Genomic DNA, 16,866 nt, shown 5'->3' with positions numbered 1-16,866 from the left:
TAAACATAAGAGTATTATTAGGAAAAGAAGCTGAAATTCAATCTAATATTTGGTTGTTTACGCAAGCTTTTTTCTATTGCCACTTGAGGCTTGTCAGTAGACGAAGCATGTCTGCTTTTAAATAATCTATTACTGGAGCTAGGGAATCATTTTTTGTGGCTGTACGAAAATACAAAGCGCCTCTTAAAAAATGATTGGTGCTGTCTCTGTCGGTAATGTGGAATTGAGCTGGAGTGGGCACTTCACCTTCAAGCTCAGTAAAAGAAGCGTATAATCCGTTTGGCATCTCCAGGATGCTTTCCTCTATGGCGTAGGCTTTTACATTATGCTGAGATGTAAGCTTATATGAATCGCTTAGGTATTCACGAATGATTGAGTCGGTCACCGGCTTGTAGGTAATTTGAATAGTTGCCCCCATTTTAGGGTAGTGCAGGTTGATCCAAAACCGTTCGGTTATCCAACTGGAATCTCGTAATAGTTTGGCATGTTTGGAATATTCAAACGAATAGGGGAAGGAATCTGGAAGGAGCTGATACGCTGCTGTAGGAAGATCAATTCTATTATATCCCTTGGGCTTTGGGAGGTAATCACTCCCACATGCTAGGAATAAGAAGGCAACAATTATCAGCGAATATTTCATAGCTCACAAAGCAACCATTAATCTTCAAACCCTGCAACGTTGCTCTTGTCATTATTTATATAAACTCTGAGCCTTTTAATTCTGCGTTGATCCACCGCCACTACTGTGAAAACAAAATGACGAAAACGAATTTTTTCACCAGAACTTGGCAGTTTTGAATTGATCTCTAGAAGGAGACCACCTAGAGATTCGCTCTCACCTTTGACGGAATCAAATAATTGAATATCAGAATTAGTGATTTTACAAAAATCATTAAGTGATGTCTTGCCTTCGAAAATAAAAGTTTGATTGTCGAGCTTGTTATACGCAACATCGCTTTCATCATCAAACTCATCATTGATTTCTCCTACGATTTCTTCGATCACATCTTCCATAGTGATTATTCCGGCCGTACCACCATATTCATCAATGACCACAGCAATGTGAACCTGTTTCTCCTGAAAATCTTTAAAGAGATCATCAATTTTTTTACTCTCTGGGACAAAGAATGCAGGTCGTAAAAGATTCTGCCATTCAAAATCTTCTTCTTCACCAATGTGAGGGAGTAAATCCTTGATGTATAGGATGCCATCAATTTTATCAACAGTCTCTGTAAAAATCGGTATCCTGGAATAACCGGTTTTATTGATCTGATTCATGAGCTCATGAAAATGAGTTTCCCGATCGATAGCAGTAATATCCATTCTTGACTTCATGACTTGCTTTACCGACAAAGTTCCGAAGTTCACAATGCCTTTTAATATTCCTTTTTCCTCATCAGTTACTTCCTCTTTCTCCACAGAAATTTCCAAAGCTTGATTGATTTCTTCAACAGATAGGTTATATCCCTTCTTCTCCATTCTCCTTTCAATGAGTCCTGTAATACTCATGAGAAACCAGGAAATAGGTTTGAATACTTTATAGGAAAGTAGCAGCATCCTTGATGTCAGTTTAGCGAACGCTGTTCCATTATGGTTGGCATAAACTTTTGGAATGATCTCACCGAAGAAAATGATCAAAAGGGTAATGATCGAAGTGAGAATTATGATCGTTAACCCTTGCTTACCATCATCCCCGACGATCTGCCAGGTAGCAAAAGTGGAGATTGTAACGATAAAAATATTAACAAGATTATTTAGTATCAGAATAGTTGCAAGCAGCCTCTTCGGATGGTGTAGAAGGTGACTAATTCGCTGTTCTTTTACATCAGAGGAGGCATTAAATTCCTTGATCTGATTATGACTAAATGAAAAAAAGGCAACTTCAGATCCAGAGATCAACCCCGAAAGGCCAAGCAATATCAACACCACTATTCCATTTATCAGATAAAATGAAATGGGCATTTCTGCCATCATGTTTAATAAGATCGTGGGGAATGGATCGTCTAAAGATGTTTCCAAGTACTGTTATTTTAAATTAAAATGGCAAGTCATCTGTAGCGTCGCTACCTGCATCGGTGGATGGAGATGCTTCTTGCATAGGTTGACTTTGGTTGTAGTCAGACTGCTGATTGGAGCCACCACCTCCGCCACCACCGAGCATGGTCATGTTGTCACCCACTACTTCAGTAGTGTATCGGGTAACTCCATCTTTTTCCCATGAGCGAGTTCTAAGCTTTCCTTCTATATAAATCATGTCACCCTTCTTCACATATTTTTCAGCAACTTCTGCCAAACCTCTCCAAAGTACAACGTTGTGCCATTCTGTTTGCTCACGTTTTTCACCGGTTTGTCTGTCCTTGTATGTTTCAGATGTAGCCATTGAAAAATTAGCTACAGTTGCACCATTTTCAAGGTGTCGTACTTCCGGATCTTTACCAAGACGACCAACTAATATTACTTTATTTACTCCTGACATATTGATTTATTTGATACCTACTTTATGTAAGTAGTTAACGATTAGTTTAGGTTTTGGCAAATTTAGCATTTCCTCAATTGAATACGAGTTTAACGAACTGTTTTCTAATACGTTACTTCGGTCTTTATCAGAAATTATTATCTGATAAAATGATGCGCTGATTTTCTGATGACTAAGAATGTGCTTCATTGGTCCAGTGACCTCATCAAGAATCGGACAATCCATTTGGAAACTTTCTGAAGTTTTCTCAAGAATATTTTCAATTGAATGATCACCTTCCAACAGGAAAAAATCAAAAAGTCCTCCCCAGACATCTTTATCGATTCTTTGATTGAGCAAAAAATTGTTGCCGGATTTAAAAACCAAATAATGAAAGCGTCTTTCTCTGACTTTGGTTTTTCCAGTTTTCAATGGCAATGATTTTTGAAGATCGTTTTGGTATGCAAAGCAATCACTATGAAATTCACAGTTGCTGCATTGAGCTTTAGGAGTGCAAATTGTAGCACCATATTCCATCATTGCCTGATTGAATGTGCCAGGAGCCGTTTTTGAGATTTCATTTGAAAGGATTTCTTCAAATACTTTCCGGCTTTTTGCCTTTGAAATATCTTCTCGGATTCCAAAGTATCGGGATGCAAAACGAAACACATTACCATCCACGACAGGTTTGGGTTCATCATAACAAATTGAGGCAAGTGCCGCAGCGGTGTATGGCCCGACTCCTTTGAGGTCTAGTATTTCTGAATATGTGTTGGGAAAAATACCTTTTAGTTCGACTGCAATATGTTTTGCTGTTGCATGCAGGTTTCTTGCTCGTGAGTAATATCCGAGCCCTTGCCATAATCTAAGGACTTGGTCTTCCTTCGCATTGGCTAAATCTGAAATCGTAGGAAATGTTTCAATGAATCGTTCCCAATATGGCAAACCCTGATCTACACGTGTTTGTTGAAGAATAATCTCCGAAAGCCAAACAGGATATGGATCTTTTGTTTTTCTCCAGGGAAGATCACGCTTTCTCTCTGTATACCAATTAATTAGCCTTTCGGCAAATGTTTTCCCCTCGATGACTTAATAATTTAGAAATCCTTTTTTTATGTGAAGGTGCAAATTTAATTTTGGCCTCCCAATTTTTACACCCACCTATAAACCAGACAGTTGTGACTAAAGCTGATGTGATTAACGAGATATCCGACAAAACAGGCATTGACAAAGCAGATGTTCAAGCTTCCGTAGAAGCTTTCTTTACCGTAGTGAAGAATAACATGGCCAATGGAGAGAATGTTTATGTACGGGGCTTTGGAAGTTTTGTGAATAAAAAACGTGCAAAGAAAATTGCACGGAATATCTCTAAAAACACTGCCATAGTGATTGATGAGCACTACATTCCATCTTTCAAACCATCTAAGATTTTTGTTGAGAAAATCAAAAACTCTCCTAAGATCAAGTGACTAGAACCCAGTTGATTCTTGTGTTAGGAGCAGCGGCACTTGTTGTTGTTCTCTTTCAGCTCCCACGGAGTGTTGTAGAAAATGAGCAGCTCCAGGAGGTGACTGAGACTGAAAGTCACTCCATGGAAATTCCTCAAGAAGTTGAAAATCAGATCAATGAGTTAAGAAGATTAGTTGAAGAGGAAGAAAATATTGATAAAAAAGCTAACTTTGCGCACTCTTTGGCGAGACGCTATCTAGATTATGGGATAGTTGACAGTGCAGCGAGGTATGCCGAACAGATTCAAGGGTGGAAAGAAGGCCCATCAAATCTAGCGGCAGACATATATTTTACCGCTTATGAAAGATCCTCGGGACCTGAGCAAGCAAAGAAATATGCACAAGCAGCCAGAGAGATTTTACAAAATCTTCTGGATAAAGATCCGGAAAATCTGGTGGTGAAGAACCGATTAGCCATGACAATGGTTGTTTCGGAAAACCCGATGGCCGGGATCAGCATGCTTCGAGAAATTCTGGTTGCTGATGAGACGAACAGGCAAGCGATCCTTAACCTGGGACTCTTAGCCATTCAAAGTGGTCAGTTTGATCGAGCCAGAGAGCGTTTTGAAAATCTTATATCATTGAACCCTGCGGATCATGAAGCCAAGCTTTATCTCGCAGTTTCATTGATGGAAATAAATCAACAATCGCAGGCACGCCTGCTATTGGAGGAAATTTTGGCAACTCAGGATTCCATTCCAGCCATAAAAATGATGGCCGGGGATTATCTGAATAGCCTTTAAAACATTTTAAAATTTTAAAAAACAGAAATTATGCCTTGCGGTAAAAAAAGAAAGAGACATAAGATCTCCACTCACAAGAGAAAAAAGAGACTTAGAAAAAATAGACATAAGAAGAAGTAATTAGGGCACCTATAATCAATCGCTATGAGTAATGAACTAATCATTAACTCAACTCGCGAAGGATGTCGAATTGCTTTACTAAAGGATAAAAGGCTTGTAGAGTTTCACCAGGACGGAGGAGGACAAACCTTCAATGTAGGTGATATTTATCTTGGATCGGTGAAGAAAGTAGTTCAAGGATTGAACGCAGCTTTCATTGATCTTGGGTATGAAAAAGATGCCTTTTTACACTATCTTGATTTAGGACCACAAGTCCAATCACTTAATAAGTTCACCAAGCTAACACTGGCGAAGAAGCTTAACAGCACAAGGCTGGCAGGTTTCAAAACAGAGCCAGACATCAATAAGCTTGGGAAAATGAACCAAGTCCTTACCAAAGGACAGAAAATATTGGTGCAGGTAGTAAAGGAGCCTATTTCTACAAAAGGCCCACGACTTTCATGCGAGTTGTCATTAGCAGGTAGATACCTGGTAATGGTGCCGTTTTCAAATACGGTAAACGTATCAAAAAAAATAACTGATGGTCAGGAGCGTAAGCGCTTACAAAGACTAATCAGCTCAATTAAACCTGAAGGGTTTGGTGTGATCATTCGCACAGTGGCTCAAGGTAAAGATGTCAAGGAGCTTGATACCGATCTAAGGAATCTTGTTGATCGCTGGGATGAAGGCATGAAGATCTTGCCAAAAGCGAAAGTTCGGGATAAGATTATCGGTGAAATGAATCGCGCCAACTCCATTTTGCGCGATGTTTTAAACGAAAGTTTTGATAGTATTCAGGTTGATGATAAAGACCTGTATCAAGAGATAAAAACTTTTGTTAAAGGGATCGCTCCTGATAAGGAGAAGATTCTAAAACAATACACCGGAAAAGCTAAGATTTTTGAAGCTACCGGAGTAGAAAAGCAGATGAAGACCTCATTTGGACAATCTGTAAGTATGCTTAATGGTGGCTACATAATCATCGAGCATACGGAAGCGCTTCATGTCATTGATGTAAATAGTGGCAATAAATCTAATAAAGAAGATAATCAGGAAGACACTGCGCTGAAAGTAAATCTAGACGCTGCAGAAGAGATTGCCCGTCAGCTTCGGCTAAGAGACATGGGAGGTATCATAGTGGTTGACTTCATCGATATGCGTAAAATCGATAACAAGAAAAAACTTTACGCTAAGATGAAGGAGGCAATGAAAGACGATCGTTCTAAACATACCATACTGCCACTTTCAAAGTTTGGTTTATTGGAGATCACGCGTCAGCGAGTAAGGCCAGAGCTTTCCATTACTACTAAGGAAGTTTGTCCTACATGTAGCGGAACAGGGAAAATCTCAGCGTCCATACAGGTTGCAGATCAAGTGGAGAATACGATCAAGTACTTCTTTGAGTCGCAAAACGAGAAAAAGATCACGGTTGCCTTGCACCCATATTTGTATACCTATTTTACAGCGGGAGTTTTTTCACGACGTGTTAAATGGTTTTTCAAATATTTTCGTTGGGTTAATATGGTGGAGGATAGCTCTAAGGCACTCACCGAATTTCAAGTGCTCAACGCACAGGGAGAGCCTATTCAGATCTAGGTCTGATTGATCGATTCGACCAAATCGTTGAGATTATCACCTAAATTACTAACCTTTGGGTGGTACCGATTTGATGAAGAAGTTTCTAATCATAGCATTTTTAATTGGCACGGCGGTTTATACCGCCGATGCTCAATTAATAGAAGACTCTGATAGAAGACTAAAATCCCAAAAAGTAGAGCGTAAAGGGTTTTTGTTTTTTAGAAGCAAAAAGAAACCAAAAAACAGCACAGGCATTCAAGGAGCAGACGGTAGAACATCATCTCCACGCTATTCAAGTGCAGCATCACCATTTAAATTTTCCGGATCCGTTTCTCCTCGTTACTCACCAACAAGAGATCGAAGAAGAAGATATGCAACATCTCAGCCTCGTTATTCAGGAGGTAGTCCTTTTAAGGGAAGAGAGTATAAGGTAACTCCCAGGTATTCCTTTGGCAATCCTTTTCGAGGTAGTCAGTATAAAGTCTCACCTCGCTACTCAGGTGGGAACCCTTTCCGTGGGAGAGATTATAAAGTTACTCCTCGTTATTCACCGTCTAATCCGTTTAGAGGCAAAGATTATAAAGTTGCTGTGCGGTATTCTCCCGGAAACCCGTTTAGAGGACGTGATTATCGGGTAAGTCCACGGTACTCTCCCGGAAACCCGTTTAGAGGACATGATTATCGGGTAAATCCACGTTATTCTCGAGGCATGCCATTTAAGGCAAAAGATCATAAAATTTCTCCTCGATATTCTACTGGAAATCCATTTAGTGGCCAACGCTACCGTGTAAACCCTAGGTACTCTCAGGGGATGCCATTTAGCGGAAAGGATTTTAAAGTCAACCCGAGATATTCAGCAGGCAATCCTTTCAGGGGAGTCAACTTTAAAATACGCCCTAGATATACAGGAACAAAATTCGGCATTTTCAGAGATCGAGCGGAATGGGGTAATTCAAAGTATTTTCAGGAATCATCTATGTGGGAAGGTGATTTGAAAGTAAAGCGTAATAAAATAGGGGATCAACACCCAAGCAGCAATTATCATACTGCCATGAAGTTCAATAATCCCAAGGTGAGAAAGATGTTTAGAAAATGGAATGTTTATTGGACACGAATAAACGGGAACAAGCAGAACTCAAATGGGGTTAAAGAACCAGTTAAGAAACCGAAGTTTGATAAGAAGGAGCGAGTAATCTGGAATTAAGCAAACTTCCCAAAGTTTAAGATTAATATATGTTATCCGGTTTATTTTCAAAATCAGAAAAAACAGAGATCCCGTGGAAACAATTGAATAATGTTTCAGAGCTAATCGAAGTGGATGAAGTTTCAAAGCATAAACCTGTGTTGCTTTTCAAACATAGTACCAGATGCTCCATCAGCTCGATGGCACTCTCTAGATTTGAAAGATCGTATTCAGAAAATCCTCCATTTGAACTATATTTTGTTGATTTAATTGCATTTAGAGATATTTCCAATGCAATAGCAGAAAGATACGGAGTGAAGCATGAATCTCCTCAGACAGTGTTAGTAAAGGATGGAAAAGCTATCTTTAATTCCTCTCATATGGGAATTAATTATGATGAACTAAATAAAGTAGCTCAAAATCTTTAGGGGCTTGCGCATTATTTTTGTTATGGAATAACCAACATGAAGAAGGCATACATATTCATCTTACTTCTACTTCCATTTATTGGAAGCGCTCAGCTATTTGAGGGTGAGGATTTTGAATACACTTCTGAATGGATTTGGGGTATAAATAAAAATACAAATGGCGGCCTTATCGGAGGGCTTATGCTTAGGCATAGTCGTAAAAAAGCGAATGATGTTTATCAGACATTCGGAATTGAACTATCAAATGTAAAACACCCAAGTGAAGCCAGATATATCGGATTAAGTGGAGCCGGGTTTATATACGGGAAGTCAAATTATCTGTACGCTATCAGAACGAATTATGGCTTGGAAAAGCTGATGTTTAGAAAAGCAAATCAGCAAGGAGTTCAGATTAGCTTTGCTGCTGCTGGCGGCCCAACATTTGGCTTGGTTACGCCTTATTATGTGCTTAGTTCGGATCAACGATATTCCCAATTTGATTTGATAAAGCACCCCTCCCCTCAAAGTATAGCTGGGCCAGGTAAATTGTTTCAAGGCTTGGGAGAATCATCATTTGCACCAGGATTACATGCAAAAGGATCTATATTTTTTGAATTTGGAACTTACAGAAGCAATGTAGCTGGAGTGGAAGTTGGTGTAATGGCTGAGGCATTTACCAAAAAAATAATTCTGGTTCCTAGCCAGCCGAACAAATCTCTTTTTACTTCTGTTTTCTTCACATTATTCTGGGGGACTCGTAAATAAGAGTAATCAACCAGTCCTGATTAAATTTGCATTCTTATTACTGAATAGAAGCGTATGATAGATTTACCAGTTGTTGAAAAGCCGGAGAGAAAGAAGAAGCCAAATTGGTTACGGGTGAAATTACCCGTGGGAGAGAATTATGCAAAGGTTAGAAAGCTGGTAGATCAGCATAAACTTCACACCATTTGTGAAAGCGGCAACTGCCCAAACATGGGTGAGTGCTGGGGCGAAGGAACTGCCACATTTATGATCTTAGGAAATGTCTGCACCAGAAGTTGTACATTTTGTGCGGTTGCAACTGGGAGACCTCCAGAGTATGATGAAGAAGAGCCAAAACGAGTGGCTGAAGCAATCAAACTAATGGGTGTAAAGCATGCAGTATTAACATCTGTAAACAGAGATGAGCTCAAAGACAGAGGTGCAGAGATTTGGTTTCAAACTGTGGTGGAAACGAAGAAAGCCTCACCTGAGACAACCATTGAAACGTTGATTCCTGATGTAAAAGGAAACTGGGATGCATTGTATCGTATGATAGATGGCGGACAAGAGGTCGTTTCTCACAACATGGAAACGGTAGAAAGCTTGTACAGAAGGGTAAGGCCGCAAGCAAAATATAACAGAAGCCTTGAGCAGATTAAACTGACTTATGAGGCCGGTAAGCGAACCAAGTCCGGCATCATGCTGGGATTAGGAGAAACGGATGAGGAGGTATACAAAGCGATGGATGACTTGGTTGAGAATGGACTTCATATTTTAACGCTTGGGCAATACCTTCAACCGACAAAAAGACATATCGAAGTTGCCGAATTTGTTCATCCCGATAAATTTGATCATTTCCGGGAAGAAGGTTTGAAAAGAGGCCTTAAGTATGTAGAGTCCGGTCCTTTGGTAAGATCGTCGTACCATGCTGAAAGGCATGTGAACGTGCCTATTTAAGCTTTTCCCCCTCGAATAAGCTTTCTTAACCAATCGAAGTAAACAGCGATAAACAAAATGATAGTCATTACCCAAATGACAATCACATTAAAAACTTTGGTATCGATATACTGACCAGCAAAGTACTTTTCAGGATAATAAAAATTTGTTCTAAAATCCAATGCGTGATCCGGATGTTCATTTTTAGCAAAAATTGGATATAATTTTTGTACAAGCTCATTGCCTGAACGAACGACCCTTCGTTTGGTTTGAATGTTTTTAACCATCATCGTTAACCTTTCGTTTTCATATTGCAATCGCTTCTGATCAAAGGCCTTTTTTAGTTCTTCTGTTTTTGTATTTTGTTCGATATAGGCATCAAGTTCATCTTTTGCATTCTTTCTCCTTGTATTATAAACGGATCTAATTGCCGACAGAAAATCAGCCGTTTGTTCATAAACCGAATTATTTAAGCCATCAGCAGTTATCTGATCTGAAACAGACAGCTTATCCTGACCAAAAATGCTAAGCTGTTTTTTTACCTCATTTCTGATAAGGCTTAATTCACTCGCCCTTCCTTTAAAGTCTTTGTTTTGATAGCAATAATCTAGTCTTTCTTGCAAGTACTTTGTATAATAGACAGACTTATAGGTATTAATTCCTACTTCTTTATCCAAGGGATAGACTTCTTTGTTGTAAGGGTTGTCCCTGAATTGAGTGACTGCTAGTGCTTCATAAGCCCATCTTGATGCCATAGTCTCTCCAATGAATGGCACCTTTTCTCGGTTAGAAAACGACGAGTTAAGCTTATCAAAATCGACAACAACACCGCTCAGAATCAGTTGGGGAATAATTAACAATGGGATCAGGATATATACCGTAATGACTGAGTTAAATCCTGCAGAAATATTAAGACCCAGAATGTTGGCAAAACATGAAACTGAGAAAAGAATAATCCAGTACCATAATGTCATGCCCTGTATCTCCAGAATGACTGAACCAACCAATACAAAGAGGAGGGTTTGAATAGCGGAAAGCCCAAACAGTAAAAGTGTCTTGGAGGACAAATAACTCATTTTACTTAAGTGAAGAAATGCTTCCCTTTTAAGAATTTTTCTGTCTTTGATAATTTCTTCTGCACTGACAGTAAGCCCCATAAATAGTGCTACGATAATACTCATGAAGAAAAACACCGGCATGTTTTCATTCTTGTAGAACGTATAGGATGCTCCAGGGGGAGAATATTTAGTGATTAAGGCAAGTAGTAATGCCAGAGCAGGAGCTTCTAGCAGATTAATTAATACGTACTGTCTATTACTAATTTTTGACAGCAAATCTCTTTGAAGGAAAATTTTAGCCTGCTTAATTTTATTCGGTAAGTCAAGGGATTTTTCCGGTTTATCTTCCGTTTCTTCAGCTTTTTCAATCTCAATATTATTTTGAAATTGTTCATGCCATTGTTCAGGTGTATATTTTCTTTTATTGGTAAATCTTCCATATTCATCAACCACCTTCATTTCGATGATATTGAAGATCTGTTCAGGGTTTACATTGCCACACTCGATACATGAGCTCTGATCCCTATCGATCATATCCACAATGTTCTTAAAGTAAGTGACTGCTTTAACCGGATTTCCATAATAGATTTGATGACCTCCTGTATCCAGGATTAGCAACCGGTCAAACATTTTGAAAATCTCAGAAGATGGCTGGTGGATAACAACGAAAACCATTTTGCCGCGTAAAGACAATTCTTTTAGCAGATCCATGATGTTCTCAGAATCACGGGAGGACAATCCACTGGTTGGTTCATCGACGAAAAGTACTGATGGTTCCCGTAACAACTCCAATCCAATATTGAGTCGTTTTCTTTGACCTCCGCTGATGGTTTTTTGAAGAGGGTTGCCTACTTTGAGGTCTTTCGCCTCTGTAAGACCCAATGAGTCTAACGTTTTTGCTACTAAGTCGTGTAGTTCTGATTTTTCAGCATTATCAAAACACAACTTTGCTGCGTAATAGAGATTCTGATAAACTGTGAGATCTTCTATGAGAAGGTCATCTTGAGGGACATTACCTATGATTCCTTCAACTTCTTTTGAGTTGGTGTAAATGTCAATGCCGTTGATTCGAACGGACCCACTTGCTGGTGTTGAGGTGCCATTTAATACATTGAACAATGTAGACTTTCCGGCCCCACTGCCTCCCATTATGGCAAAGAGCTTTCCGCTTGGTTCTGCGATATTGATGTCAACCAAACCTGTTTCACCATTAGGAAACTTGTAAATTATATCTTCAGCAACAAAGGAAACACTGGTCTCTGTTACCTCATCTCTGAAGACGCTTATAATATCACTGTAGTATAATCGCTCAGTCTTTTTTCCCTTAATCGAGCTGCCTGTTGAAAACACTTTGATTTTACCGGGGGAAACCATCAAGCCATTCAATTGAAGAATATCCCCTCCGTAGTATTTAAAGAAGCAAGTATCAATTTTAGGAAGTTTAAAGAATGCGATGTGTCCTTTTAGACTTTCTAGATGAATTTGTCGGACTTTGTCTGGCTCATCAGCACCAGAAACTACGATTGATTGTAAGTCTGGGTAATTATTCGGATCACGATTGATCACAAAGTGAGTGATTGCATTTACCGTATCATGATCAAATTTAAAATGCTCACCAATTAAATTTAAAAGTTCCGTTTCTCTTTCAGTTATAATACCATCCGCTATGATCAACTCTAACAACCTGACCATTACAACCAACTTTTGCTGTTGAGTTAATTCGTTGTTTATGTTGGTAGTGATTTCTTCAATCTGGGCATAGTCATCCATCCCATTTCCAGTATCTATTTCCTTAACATAATCATCAAGAATTTTTAGATAATAGCGTGTATCATCCCGACTTACATTTTCATACAAAAAATCTCGGACACTGTCTTTTTCACTTTCATCGACTTCTCCTTCCTCTTTTGCAACAATTACGAGTAAGCGGATGATGGCTTTCAGAAGTTCTTCACTCATGGTGAGAGTTTGGTTAGTTGGTTGCGGATGTTAAAGTTAGGTTATTCTGGCTTCTGTAAACGAAAAAAAGCCGTTAGTAGAACTAACGGCCTTCAATTATTTTTTACACAATGTTATTCAACAATAGAACCTCTTATTCTTGCTACTTCCGCAGTGAGGTTGTTTAAAGTACTTGGTTTTAGTACAAAATCACCAGTATTTTCTGCTATTTGCTTTTCAACTTCTGCTAGTTCGCCATCATAAATAGCCTTTACTTTCTCAAGTTCAGCAATCATATCGGTTACATCTTTTGTACCCGGAACATCATTCATTACTTTAAGCAAATCGGTAAGAGAAGTTTTTTGATCCATCACAATCTTTACCAATGGCTCAAGAATTAGAGTTCTGGACTCTTCCGGCAGATCATCCGGATATGTATTTACGATGGTAGATGAAATGTAAACACCTTCTATCCAGCTTCCAGCAAGCAAAAGTGCTGCGCTATTCAGTTCATCCAGCTCACTGAGTCGTGCACCAGATTTTTTCATTACATCGTTGACAACTGCAGCTAGGCTATCCTTATTTTCCATGTTAGACTCAAAACGAGCAATCATACCATAGTCTATAGCTTCTGCAACACCTACAGGTGCAGCTAGCTTTTGACACTCGCCCATGTAATCAAGTGCTAACTCAGCTTTTTCGTAGGAAGCAAGGTATCCAATGTCAGTTGCATATACACCCAGGTTGAGTGCTGCTTTGGAATCACTAGATTGATACGATTGAATTTTGTCAAGAGAGTTTATAAGATCAGGATTGAAATCAGCTCCTGCACTCATTAACATGTAAGGAACCTCTGACGGAGGTGGTAAATCTTCCAATACTTTGGAAACATCTGCTGCTACCTGCTCTTTGGCGGCATCAAACTCTGATGAAGCATCAGAATCAGAAGACTTTTCTTGTCCCCCACCGCCACAGGATGAAATTAGGACTGCTGCCGAAAGCAATAAAGAGGCAAGTTTTAGTTGATTGAATTTCATTTTATTAGGTTTTAAGATTGCCAAGTTAGTTATTGTTAAAAATTTCTATAATGTTCTTTTTGATTTTTACACAAAGTTCGTCCAAAGGAAGGTCATTGATATCCTTACCAAAGGGGTCTTCAATTTCTTCCGAAATGAGCTCTACACTCATCAGAAAGTAAAAAGCAACGACCACTAATATAATAGACCAATACCCAAATTCCCCAATAAATGTCATGGGTAAAGTTATACAGTATATAAAGAGAAACTTCTTTATGAACATACTGTACGAGTAAGGAATGGGTGTAGATTTGATCCGTTCACATGCACCTATAATATCGGTAAAGCCTTTGATTTCTTTATCCAAAATGAAGAGCTTGTCAGCGGATATCAATCCACGTTTATTCATATCCATCACTCGCTCCATCAGAATCTTGTTAATTATGTTCGGGCGGTGTGAACTATTGATAATTCGCTCTTTGGCTTTCTCATCGTAGAAATCCATTTCACCCACAAGAATGCTGTTTCTCAAATGGTGTTTCATAGCAAAGGTGATATTTGGGATCATTTTTTTGAAAAACAATCGGTCCTCCTTGGCATCTTCTGGAATAAAAGTGGAGATTTTAATAGCTAACTGGCGTGTATCATTTACAAGTTGCCCCCAGAGTTTACGACCTTCCCACCATCTGTCATATGCTGTATTGGTTCTTAATACAAGGAATAATCCAAGTATTACCCCCAATATCGAGTGAAATGCTTTTGTGTCAATAATTGTGACGTGTAAAACGTCAATAAAGAGAAAACAGAGTACAGTGGTGAAGACTCCAGCAAATAATATGAGTGGAAACAAAGCTCTAATGACATACCTACTGTATACATCAAAGATTAATGAGAACCAAGATTTTGGATTGTATTGGATCATGGACTGGTGAAGATAGTAAAATCAGGTTTTATTCTGTCTTTAGTTGTGGGCTCTAAGCTTATTTTTCAATGAGCGGTAATAGTCTTCATCACACAATCCTGTTTCAGCTTTGAGCTTCATAATTCGATTATAGGAGTTGTAGATCCTATCACGAGTTATGATTCCTTCAAACAATAGATCCTTAATGATAGCATGCACGGTGCTAGCAGAGATCATATTATAGTCTTGCACATTGTTGGCAAACATGAGCATATCCACACCTGCTTCGAGTGAAAGTTTAATGGCTTCTCTTAACCCATATTCATTATTTATGGCTCCCATCTGCATATCATCAGAGATGATAACGCCATCAAACTGCAGGAATTCTCTGAGCATATTTGTGACAATTTTCTTGGATAGCGTTGCTGGATTTTTTGATTTATCAAGCGTTTTATTGACAATATGAGCAGTCATTATTGCTTTTACCACACCACTATCAATAAGTGCACGGTAAGGATACATTTCTTCTAGCTGCCATGACTCTGTGACATCAGTAAGGCCTAGGTGGGTATCACTCCTGCTACTTCCATGACCGGGAAAATGTTTTAAGACCGGAACTACTCCACGACGATTGTGAATTTTAATAACCTCAAATGCTTGTCTAATTACTTCATTGTAATCGGAAGAGTAACTTCTCTCAATTTTTCCGATAACCGGATTCTTAAGGTTGAGATTTACGTCAACTACCGGAGCATAGTTCATATTGATACCGAAGCTGCTAAGAAGTGATGCAGTTTGATTTGCATAATATCTCGTGGAATCTATGTTATTCATGTCACCCAAATACTGTGCGGATACATTTTTTGGGAAGCCATACCGTGTTTTCATTCGTGACACTCGTCCCCCTTCTTCATCAATACTTATAAAAAGGGGAATTGAAGCATTTTTTTGAAGGGTTTCTACTAGAAGAGCTAACTCTGACTTAGGACTTTCAAACAAAATGTTCTTTTCATATAAGACCACTCCGCCAACTTTCCCATTTCTAATTTCTTTGAAAACAGGTTCGTTTTCATCTACGATATCAAAATCACCTATACCGATCATGATCATCTGACCGATCATTGCATCAATGGTATCTTTTGGTGGATCGGTTTTGGCAAAAACTGAAGTGGCGAGAATTATAAGAAGCAGTGAAAGTGTTTTTTGCATTTATTGTTTGGTCATCTTTTCTATTCGATCTCCTGTAGTAGAGAGGTAATGTCCTTGTAAATCAGCAGTAAGGCACGAATGTACAGGAAGAATCCCAATTGTATCACCCACTTTTACATGAGCGATCTCTTCATCAGATAATTTAATGATGCCGTGTTCCTGAGATAAACGCTCAACATTGCCAAACACTTTGGTTTGCCACCCGGATTCAGTTAGCCTCACCATTTTACCAAAGCATTTATGTTCTCGGCCAACAATGTCTTTTTCAAGTACCATTTCCTTAGAGAGGTGAACTGCACCACCATAGACAACAATTTCATTTCGATCTTTGTGTATAGCAACTATTGGACAAGCTAGGCATACTGCTATTTGGTCTGTTGTGCAAGAACCAATTTGGTGTTGCATCCAGTCGTAAAACACAAAATTTCCCGGCCGCATCTCATCGCAGAAAGAAAAATCATCGATTAAACTGGCCGTAGGAGTATCACCATAGGAAATAATGCCTCCAAATTTGCTTTTTAGCTCACTCAAAACCTTTACCGACCCGTCAAATATCCATTGAATGCTATCCAGATCTCTGCAGCCATAAGTATGTCCGGCATGTGATAAGTAGCCTTTAAACCTGATGATATCATTTGAACCTTTGACTAAATCACTAATGAGGTCCTCCTTTCTGGGATCAATGCCTGTTCGGTGCGTTCCTACATCGATCTTAATGAAATAACCTATTTCGCTTTTGATATGCTCTTTGAGATGACCAAGACTTTCGATTGACTCGATAAGTACATTAAGGCTCACCTGATTTGCCAGCCGATTTATTTCTTCGTGCTCCAGAAGATTATATGGAAATGCAATGGTGATATCGTCCCATCCTTGGTTGGCAAAGTAATTTGCCATTGACACTGAACTGACAGTGCATTTTTTGATACCCAAATCTCTGAACCAATTTCCAATTTCAGTTGAAAAATGTGTTTTGAAATGAGGCCTTAGCTGGGCATTAGACTTTTGAGCCTTATCCAACATTCCTTGAATATTCCCAATAGCCTTTTCTTTGTCTACAAGGAGGGTGGGTGTCTTAATTTCCATAGCTG

General features: G+C 39.0%; 16 protein-coding genes. 7 read left to right on the top strand and 9 right to left on the bottom strand.

The features are described from left to right. Positions 1 to 73 precede the first annotated feature (73 nt). From gldD to mutY, 4 genes are all read right to left on the bottom strand, one after another. A complete protein-coding gene (gldD, locus tag ACOMC3_RS17560; RefSeq protein ID WP_420317193.1) occupies positions 74 to 640 on the bottom strand; it encodes a gliding motility lipoprotein GldD in 567 nt (188 codons plus the stop codon). 17 nt (positions 641 to 657) lie between these two features. Next, positions 658 to 1,974, bottom strand: coding sequence for a gliding motility-associated protein GldE (gene gldE, locus ACOMC3_RS17555; RefSeq protein ID WP_420319327.1), 1,317 nt, complete (start codon positions 1,972 to 1,974; stop codon positions 658 to 660). Positions 1,975 to 2,035: 61 nt separating this feature from the next. Beyond that, positions 2,036 to 2,476, bottom strand: a complete 441-nt coding sequence (locus ACOMC3_RS17550) for a single-stranded DNA-binding protein (RefSeq protein ID WP_420317192.1) — start codon at positions 2,474 to 2,476, stop codon at positions 2,036 to 2,038. A gap of 6 nt (positions 2,477 to 2,482) precedes the next feature. Further along, positions 2,483 to 3,541, bottom strand: a complete 1,059-nt coding sequence (mutY, locus tag ACOMC3_RS17545) for an A/G-specific adenine glycosylase (protein WP_420319326.1) — start codon at positions 3,539 to 3,541, stop codon at positions 2,483 to 2,485. 92 nt (positions 3,542 to 3,633) lie between these two features. On the opposite strand from mutY, the gene ACOMC3_RS17540 reads away from it, so the two are divergent. The 7 genes from ACOMC3_RS17540 (at position 3,634) to lipA (ending at position 9,674) form a co-directional block, all read left to right on the top strand. Then, positions 3,634 to 3,924, top strand: coding sequence for an HU family DNA-binding protein (locus ACOMC3_RS17540; protein WP_089355061.1), 291 nt, complete (start codon positions 3,634 to 3,636; stop codon positions 3,922 to 3,924). After that, entirely contained in the window at positions 3,921 to 4,706 is a 786-nt protein-coding gene (locus tag ACOMC3_RS17535; RefSeq protein ID WP_420317191.1) for a tetratricopeptide repeat protein, read from the top strand. Before ACOMC3_RS17540 ends, ACOMC3_RS17535 begins: the two co-directional genes overlap by 4 nt. Before the next feature lie 144 nt (positions 4,707 to 4,850). Next, positions 4,851 to 6,401, top strand: a complete 1,551-nt coding sequence (locus ACOMC3_RS17530; RefSeq protein WP_420317190.1) for an Rne/Rng family ribonuclease — start codon at positions 4,851 to 4,853, stop codon at positions 6,399 to 6,401. A gap of 73 nt (positions 6,402 to 6,474) precedes the next feature. Continuing rightward, a complete protein-coding gene (locus ACOMC3_RS17525) occupies positions 6,475 to 7,587 on the top strand; it encodes a hypothetical protein (protein WP_420317189.1) in 1,113 nt (370 codons plus the stop codon). A 29-nt stretch (positions 7,588 to 7,616) separates the two neighbouring features. Next, positions 7,617 to 7,994 carry a bacillithiol system redox-active protein YtxJ gene (gene ytxJ, locus ACOMC3_RS17520; RefSeq protein ID WP_420317188.1) on the top strand — a complete coding sequence of 126 codons (378 nt, stop codon included), beginning with the start codon at positions 7,617 to 7,619 and terminating at the stop codon, positions 7,992 to 7,994. 36 nt (positions 7,995 to 8,030) lie between these two features. Next, a complete protein-coding gene (locus tag ACOMC3_RS17515) occupies positions 8,031 to 8,738 on the top strand; it encodes a hypothetical protein (RefSeq protein WP_420317187.1) in 708 nt (235 codons plus the stop codon). Positions 8,739 to 8,792: 54 nt separating this feature from the next. After that, positions 8,793 to 9,674 (top strand): lipoyl synthase, encoded by an 882-nt coding sequence (gene lipA / locus ACOMC3_RS17510; protein WP_420317186.1) that lies wholly within the window; start codon positions 8,793 to 8,795, stop codon positions 9,672 to 9,674. On the opposite strand, the gene ACOMC3_RS17505 is transcribed toward lipA, so the two are convergent. The 5 genes from ACOMC3_RS17505 to ACOMC3_RS17485 form a co-directional block, all read right to left on the bottom strand. Continuing rightward, positions 9,671 to 12,670 (bottom strand): ATP-binding cassette domain-containing protein, encoded by a 3,000-nt coding sequence (locus ACOMC3_RS17505; RefSeq protein WP_420317185.1) that lies wholly within the window; start codon positions 12,668 to 12,670, stop codon positions 9,671 to 9,673. The genes lipA and ACOMC3_RS17505 overlap by 4 nt on opposite strands. 113 nt (positions 12,671 to 12,783) lie before the next feature. Next, the gene (locus ACOMC3_RS17500; protein WP_420317184.1) at positions 12,784 to 13,686 is read right to left on the bottom strand and encodes a hypothetical protein; all 903 of its coding nucleotides are present in this window, start codon (positions 13,684 to 13,686) and stop codon (positions 12,784 to 12,786) included. A 25-nt stretch (positions 13,687 to 13,711) separates the two neighbouring features. Further along, a complete protein-coding gene (locus ACOMC3_RS17495; protein ID WP_420317183.1) occupies positions 13,712 to 14,587 on the bottom strand; it encodes a bestrophin family protein in 876 nt (291 codons plus the stop codon). Positions 14,588 to 14,626: 39 nt separating this feature from the next. Further along, positions 14,627 to 15,775 carry a glycoside hydrolase family 3 protein gene (locus tag ACOMC3_RS17490; protein ID WP_420317182.1) on the bottom strand — a complete coding sequence of 383 codons (1,149 nt, stop codon included), beginning with the start codon at positions 15,773 to 15,775 and terminating at the stop codon, positions 14,627 to 14,629. After that, positions 15,776 to 16,861: an alanine racemase gene (locus ACOMC3_RS17485; protein ID WP_420317181.1), complete on the bottom strand. Its 1,086-nt coding sequence runs from the start codon at positions 16,859 to 16,861 to the stop codon at positions 15,776 to 15,778. Positions 16,862 to 16,866: the final 5 nt, after the last annotated feature.

It is taken from the genome of Ekhidna sp., assembly GCF_965212185.1.
Taxonomy (GTDB): Bacteria; Bacteroidota; Bacteroidia; order Cytophagales; family Cyclobacteriaceae; genus Ekhidna.
This window is presented reverse-complemented; position numbering and strand designations above follow the sequence as displayed.

What these genes read in the sequence shown, in the direction of transcription:
- gldD (WP_420317193.1), bottom strand. Translation starts at nt 640, where the DNA reads ATGAAATATTCGCTGATAATTGTTGCCTTCTTATTCCTAGCATGTGGG.
- gldE (WP_420319327.1), bottom strand. Translation starts at nt 1,974, where the DNA reads ATGATGGCAGAAATGCCCATTTCATTTTATCTGATAAATGGAATAGTG.
- ACOMC3_RS17550 (WP_420317192.1), bottom strand. Translation starts at nt 2,476, where the DNA reads ATGTCAGGAGTAAATAAAGTAATATTAGTTGGTCGTCTTGGTAAAGAT.
- ACOMC3_RS17530 (WP_420317190.1), top strand. Translation starts at nt 4,851, where the DNA reads ATGAGTAATGAACTAATCATTAACTCAACTCGCGAAGGATGTCGAATT.
- ACOMC3_RS17525 (WP_420317189.1), top strand. Translation starts at nt 6,475, where the DNA reads ATGAAGAAGTTTCTAATCATAGCATTTTTAATTGGCACGGCGGTTTAT.
- ytxJ (WP_420317188.1), top strand. Translation starts at nt 7,617, where the DNA reads ATGTTATCCGGTTTATTTTCAAAATCAGAAAAAACAGAGATCCCGTGG.
- ACOMC3_RS17515 (WP_420317187.1), top strand. Translation starts at nt 8,031, where the DNA reads ATGAAGAAGGCATACATATTCATCTTACTTCTACTTCCATTTATTGGA.
- lipA (WP_420317186.1), top strand. Translation starts at nt 8,793, where the DNA reads ATGATAGATTTACCAGTTGTTGAAAAGCCGGAGAGAAAGAAGAAGCCA.
- ACOMC3_RS17505 (WP_420317185.1), bottom strand. Translation starts at nt 12,670, where the DNA reads ATGAGTGAAGAACTTCTGAAAGCCATCATCCGCTTACTCGTAATTGTT.
- ACOMC3_RS17500 (WP_420317184.1), bottom strand. Translation starts at nt 13,686, where the DNA reads ATGAAATTCAATCAACTAAAACTTGCCTCTTTATTGCTTTCGGCAGCA.
- ACOMC3_RS17495 (WP_420317183.1), bottom strand. Translation starts at nt 14,587, where the DNA reads ATGATCCAATACAATCCAAAATCTTGGTTCTCATTAATCTTTGATGTA.
- ACOMC3_RS17490 (WP_420317182.1), bottom strand. Translation starts at nt 15,775, where the DNA reads ATGCAAAAAACACTTTCACTGCTTCTTATAATTCTCGCCACTTCAGTT.
- ACOMC3_RS17485 (WP_420317181.1), bottom strand. Translation starts at nt 16,861, where the DNA reads ATGGAAATTAAGACACCCACCCTCCTTGTAGACAAAGAAAAGGCTATT.